This is a genomic window from Burkholderia sp. Ac-20384, assembly GCF_017104605.1.
In the GTDB taxonomy this organism is placed as follows: domain Bacteria; phylum Pseudomonadota; class Gammaproteobacteria; order Burkholderiales; family Burkholderiaceae; genus Burkholderia; species Burkholderia lata.
This window is the reverse complement of record NZ_JAAGPE010000434.1, coordinates 1-5,837: the sequence shown is the minus strand read 5'-3', so window position 1 is coordinate 5,837 and position 5,837 is coordinate 1. Positions and strand designations below refer to the sequence as shown.

Annotated in this window: 5 protein-coding genes; 1 reads left to right on the top strand and 4 read right to left on the bottom strand. The window is 66.4% G+C overall.

Annotated elements, in window-relative coordinates:
* The 4 genes from G3O00_RS39100 to G3O00_RS39085 all read right to left on the bottom strand — a co-directional run.
* Positions 1-425: fimbria/pilus periplasmic chaperone (locus G3O00_RS39100; protein ID WP_206146191.1), on the bottom strand; the 425-nt coding region annotated here is incomplete at its 3' end.
* A gap of 15 nt (positions 426-440) precedes the next feature.
* Positions 441-938 (bottom strand): spore coat U domain-containing protein, encoded by a 498-nt coding sequence (locus G3O00_RS39095; RefSeq protein WP_011351563.1) that lies wholly within the window; start codon positions 936-938, stop codon positions 441-443.
* Between the two features lie 581 nt (positions 939-1,519).
* A complete protein-coding gene (locus G3O00_RS39090) occupies positions 1,520-2,725 on the bottom strand; it encodes an MFS transporter (RefSeq protein WP_011351564.1) in 1,206 nt (401 codons plus the stop codon).
* A 730-nt stretch (positions 2,726-3,455) separates the two neighbouring features.
* Positions 3,456-4,376, bottom strand: a complete 921-nt coding sequence (locus G3O00_RS39085) for a LysR family transcriptional regulator (protein WP_174936342.1) — start codon at positions 4,374-4,376, stop codon at positions 3,456-3,458.
* Positions 4,377-4,532: 156 nt separating this feature from the next.
* Between G3O00_RS39085 and G3O00_RS39080 the strand changes: the two genes are divergently transcribed.
* Entirely contained in the window at positions 4,533-5,453 is a 921-nt protein-coding gene (locus G3O00_RS39080; protein ID WP_206146190.1) for a pyridoxal-phosphate dependent enzyme, read from the top strand.
* Positions 5,454-5,837: the final 384 nt, after the last annotated feature.

The window sequence follows — 5,837 nt, the reverse complement described above, 5'->3', positions numbered from 1 at the left end:
GCCGCGGGCTCGACGAACACCGGAATCGAATAGCGCAGCCGGATCGACACGCCGTTGGTCGGCGCTTCGCCGGGCTGCGGCAGCTCGTCGATCAGCAGCCGGTAGCTCTGCTCGATGCCGGCGGGCGCTCGCGACGCACGCACGACGCGGATCAGTTGCTCGGATTGCGTGCCGACTTCGATCAGCGGCGGGCTCGCGACCAGATCCTGGGTGGGCGTCAGCGTGTCCTGGCCGTCGGCCTGGTCCCAACGGAACACGCGTACCTGCCCGTACACGGGGCGCTCGCCCGGATTGTGCAGCGTGATGCCGGCGGCCGTGTCGTCGGTGCCGAATTCGATCGTGACGGGGGAGATCTGCAGCGACGCGGCGTGCGCGGTGCCGGCCGCGCACAGCAGCGCGGCGAGCATTCGACGTAATGCGGTCATGCGTTGCGGTGCCGGTCAGAAGTAGACGGTTGCGGTGACGGTCGTCTGATACGTGTCCGGTTTCGGCGTTGCCTGCGCGGGCACCTGGCCGTAGACGGTCAACGCCTGCGCGGCGCCCGAGCCGGTGCCGGCCACGGTGTTCGTGCCTTGCGTGTTGCCCCAGATCGTCGTGCGCCCGGCGTCCTGGTAAAGCTGGAAGCCGACGGTCGTCGTCGTGTTGCCGGTCGACGTGCCGGCCATCAGGCGGCTCGCGACGCTCGAACCCGTGACCGAGCCCGCATCGAGGCCGACGTTGTACGGCGTCGTATTGGTACAGGTGACGCTGACGGTCGTCTGCTGGTTGATTGCAGTGGCCAGCACACCGTTGGTGCCGAAGGCCAGCGGGTTCGCGGCGATCGTGCAGTTCGGCTGCAGCGTCAGTGTGACGTTGAAGGTGGCGGTTGCAGTGCCGTTCGAATAAGTGGCGGCGTCGGCGGCAGGTGTCGACAGGCCGATTAACAGCGCGAGCGACATTGTCGTGGAAGCGATGGCAACTTTCACACTGATCCCTCATCGAGCGGTTTTTCATTGGATTTATGCCGCGCTTCGCATGCCGCGGCATTGCAAATGCTGATACGAATCGGCGAGTCTTTCAATCGCAATGATCGGGCTGTTTCATTTTGTTACAGTAAAACCGGGAATCGGTTGAATAAAGCCGGAAAACATTACGGTTCCCGATTTTATTTGGTGCGGGGCGGACGAAAGATTTTCCAGTGATGCGGCAATTAATTCGCGAATATTGCAGGGTGCGATTCGATTTTTCCGATTGGCGCAGCGGGTTGAAACGGTCGATGCGGAATGAATGATTAACGTATCCGGTGAAGTGAAATGTGCAGGCGTTGAATCATTCGGATGGATTGAATCGATTTCAGTTTTTCATCCGTGAATCGAATTTGCAGCGACGCATGACGTGCCGATATTCCTGATTTTTCTGATTGTGGAATCGGTGAATCGGAATTGCCGATTGAAACGAAGACGGCCGCTTTGCGCGGCCGTGAACGTGTTTGCCTGAAGGGCGGCGGGCCGTCGCGCATCACCGGCGCGACGTGTCGCGATTACGAATTTGTCGCGGCCGGTGCGCGGCGCTGCTGCGCGATCTGCAGGAACACGAGTGCGAGTCCGGCTGCGGCGATCAGCCCGCCGACGAGCGGCACGGCCGCATAACCGAAGCCCGCCGAGATCGCCGCACCGCCGGCGGCTGCGCCGAGCGCATTGCCGAGGTTGAACGCGCCGATGTTGACGGCCGACGCGAGGCCCGGCGCTTCGTGGGCCGCCCGCATCACGCGCATCTGCAGCGGCGGCACGACCGCGAACGTTGCGACACCCCACACGAGCAGCGTGACGGCTGCGCCGACGTGCGTGCTGGCGAGCACCGGGAACGCCGCCATCGTGGCGATCAGCAACAGCAGGAAACCGATCAGCGTGCCGTCGAGCGAGCGGTCGGCGAGGCGCCCGCCCGCGATGTTGCCGATCGAGAAGCCGACGCCGATCAGCACCAGCATCGCGGTCACGAAGCCGGGCGTCGCGCCGGTCACGTGTTCGAGCGTCGGCGCGACATACGTATAGAGCGTGAACATCGCACCGGCGCCGAGCACGGTCGTCCCGAGCGCGCCGAGCACGACGGGGCGCGTCAGCACCGAGAGTTCCGCGCGCAGGTCGGGCATCTTGCCGGCTTCGCCCTTCGGCAGTGCCGCGAACAGCCCGGCGATCGCCACCAGGCCGAGGCCAGCGGTCGCCGCGAACGACATGCGCCAGCCGATGATCTGGCCGAGCCAGGTCGCGGCCGGCACGCCGCCGACGTTCGCGATCGTGAGACCCATGAACATCGTCGCGACCGCGCTGGCCTGCTTTTCACGCGGCACGAGGCTGGCCGCGACCACCGAGCCGAGTCCGAAGAACGCGCCGTGGTTGAGGCTCGTCACGAGGCGGGCGAGCAGCAGCGTCGTGTAGCCGGGCGCGAACGCCGACAGCAGGTTGCCGATCGTGAAGATCGACATCAGCGCGATCAGCGCCGAGCGGCGCGACCAGCGTGCGAGCAGCAGCGTCATCAGCGGCGCGCCGACCATCACGCCGATCGCATACGCGCTGATCAGCATGCCGGCCTGCGGAATCGACACGTGCACGCCGTCGGCGATCACGGGCAGCAGGCCCATCGGCGAGAACTCGGTCGTGCCGATGCCGAACGCACCGGCGGCGAGTGCCAGCAGCGGCAGCGCTGCGCTGCCGCCCGGGCGGGAAGGAGAGGAAGTCGTGGTGTTCACGCGATGAGCTCCTGTAGTCGAGGGACAACGGCACAGGCCGTTGAGGACAGGGCGAAGTGTGCCTGCATGACTTTTGCGGAAAAAGCCGTATACGGACGAAATTATCTTGATTTCATGTCAACAATGCAGCGAGCGCTCGAAGCCCGCTGGAGGGCCGGGCGAAAGTGGGATTTTTGTGAAAGCGTTACGTAATGAAGGGTGGGTATTTTTCGGCCGGGAGATCGCGGTCCATCGGCGCTTCGAGGTGGACTGACGGTCGCTCTGCCCGATGATCCCGAGGACGCCCGCGGACCGTCCGGCGATCCGCCGCCGCGCGGATCGGGCGGGCCGGCCAGGTGGAGGGCAATGCCCCGAACCACCGTCGCGCCGTCGCAGAAAACCCTTTGCAGGCAAGGCCCAAGGGCAAAAAAAGCCCCGATCACAGGGGGACCGTGACCGGGGCGGAAACGCATCCTCTCTTTGGCACGAGGGTTGGATGCGCGCGCAGTATATTTCGAACCATGACAATTCGAACCGACGTTAAACGGCCGTTTTTGGTGTCAATTTAAAAACACCGGTGCTGCGGCGTCCGGTGTCGTCGTTTTGTAAGAATTTTCGCGAAAAAGATGCGGCTGTTTAGCCTGTTTCGGCAGCCAAGCCGACGGTTTGACGGAAGGGGGTTCCGCCCGTCATTCGGCACCGCGAATCGTGTCGCTCAAGCGCCGGGCGATGTCGTGGAATCTGCAGTCACTCAGCCCGCTTGGCGCGCTTCACCGGCCGCCTCGCGCACGGCCTCGAGAAACCGCGCGACGACGGGCGACGGCGGCACGGCCGCACCGTCGAACACGAACTCGATGTCGAAGCGGCTCGCGAGCTCGTCGAGCGCGACGAGCCGGACCGTGTGCGGGCAGGTCGGCGATGCGCTTTCCGGCACGAATGCACAGCCCATCCCGGCCGCGACGAGGCCGATCAACGTCGGAATGTCGCTGCCGACCTGCGCGATGCGCGGCGTGAAGCCGGCCTGCTGGCACTGCGCCATCAGGAACCGGTGGTGCGCGGCGGAGCGCTGCGCGTCGAACCAGACGAACGGCTCGTTCGCGACGTCGGCCAGCGTGCGCGGCGCGGTGAAGCGTCCGCCCGGCGGCGCGGGCATCGCGAGCACGAAGCGGTCGCTCAGCAGGCGTACGCCCGACAGATGCGGCGCCTCGTCCCGGCGCCATGCCATGATCCCGCCGTCGAGCTGGCCGCGCATCAGCGCGCCCGCCTGTTCGGCCGACAGCATCGGCGCGATCGACAGCTTCACGTCCGGGCACGCATCGCGAAAGGCCTTGAGGACGTTTGCGACGACGGGCAACGGCAGGCAGTTCGGCAACGCACCGAGCCGCAGCTCGCCCAACTGGCCGGCCGCGCTGCGCAGTGCGCGCTCACGGCTGTCCTGCAGCGTCGCGAGCAAGCCGGTCGCGTCCTGCAGGAAGCTGGCGCCGGCCGCCGTGAGCGTGACGCCCGTTGCGCGGCGCACCAGCAGCGGCGTGCCGATCGCGTCCTCGAGTTCGCGGATCTGTCGTGACAGCGCGGGCTGGACGATGCCGGCCGCGCGGGCGCCGGCCATCACGCTGCCGGCTTGCGCGACGGCCACGAAGTAGCGCAGGTGACGCAATTCGATCTGACGCATGCGGGTTCCGTTCCGGTTCATCGATATACCTGTGAAGCATAGCAAACGCCATTCGATGGTATTGGAAAGCATGGGAAGCGTGCCGTACGATGACCGTCGTTGCCGCGCGTGGTCGCGCGTCGCGTGCGTTCTCTCCGTTCTTATTGGTCCCGTCCCATGCCGCTTCATATCCAGACCCCTTATATTCGCTCGCAAATCGCGTCCCGCCGGCTCGGCAGGACCATCCGGCTGAAGCTCGATGCGCTGCAGCCGTCGGGCTCGTTCAAGCTGCGCGGCATCGGCGCTGTCTGTGAAGCGCGGCATGCGGCCGGCGCGCGGCGCTTCGTGTCGTCGTCGGGCGGCAACGCGGGCATCGCGGTCGCGTATTGCGGCCGCGAACTCGGCGTGCCGGTGCTCGTCGTCGTGCCGGAGAGCGCGTCGGCCCGTGCCCGCGAGCTGATCCGTGTCGAGGGCGCGGAGGTGGTCGTGCACGGCGCGAGCTGGGCCGAGGCGAACGCGTTCGCGCAGTCGGCACTCGGCGAGCACGATGCGTTCGTGCATCCGTTCGACGACCGTGTGCTGTGGCAGGGCCACGCGACGATGATCGACGAGATGGCGGCGGCCGGCCCGAAGCCCGGCGCGGTCGTGCTCGCGGTCGGCGGCGGCGGGCTGCTGTGCGGCGTGCTCGAAGGGCTGGCGCGCAACGGCTGGCACGACGTGCCGGTAGTCGCAGCCGAAACGGAGGGCGCCGACTGCTATGCGCGCTCGCTGGCGCAGGGGCGTGTGGTCGAGTTGCCGGCGATCACGAGCATCGCGACGTCGCTCGGCGCGAAGCGGCCGTGCGATGCGGCGGTCGAATGGGCCGCGCGACACGAGATCCATCCGGTCGTCGTGTCCGATGCCGACGCGGTGGCCGCGTCGCTGCGATTCCTCGACGAGCACCGGATCGTCGTCGAGCCCGCATGCGGTGCTGCGCTGGCCGCACTCGAGCGGCCGGTGCCCGTGCTTGCGTCGGTGACGGATATCGCCGTGATCGTCTGCGGCGGCGTAACGGCAACCGTCGAGCAGATGCAGACGTTGCGCGCGACGTTGCGGTAGGCGAGAGAGGCTGGCGCAAGCAGGTCCGTCGGGTGACGGCTGGATGGCGTTCGACGACGGATATCCCTGCGGTCGTCTGCGGTGGCGTGGCGGTGACCGTCGAACAGCGGCAGGCGCTGCGTGCGACGCTGCGGAAGGCAGGGTGGCCGCGCTAGCGGGCCTGTCGGATGAAGGCCGGACGGCCGTCTATCCTGGCGAACCTCGGCATCGGCCGCGTATCCCCGTCGCAAAGCATCGAAGCAATATCGGCGACACAACGGGAAGTCGGCCTTGAGGCGCTCGATTTCGGCGGTCAGGCGGGATTCGTCGGCAGCGAGATCAGACATGGCGGGGTTGGGTCGGTGATTTCGTAAATAATATAACGTAAACCGTTAAATATCCAAT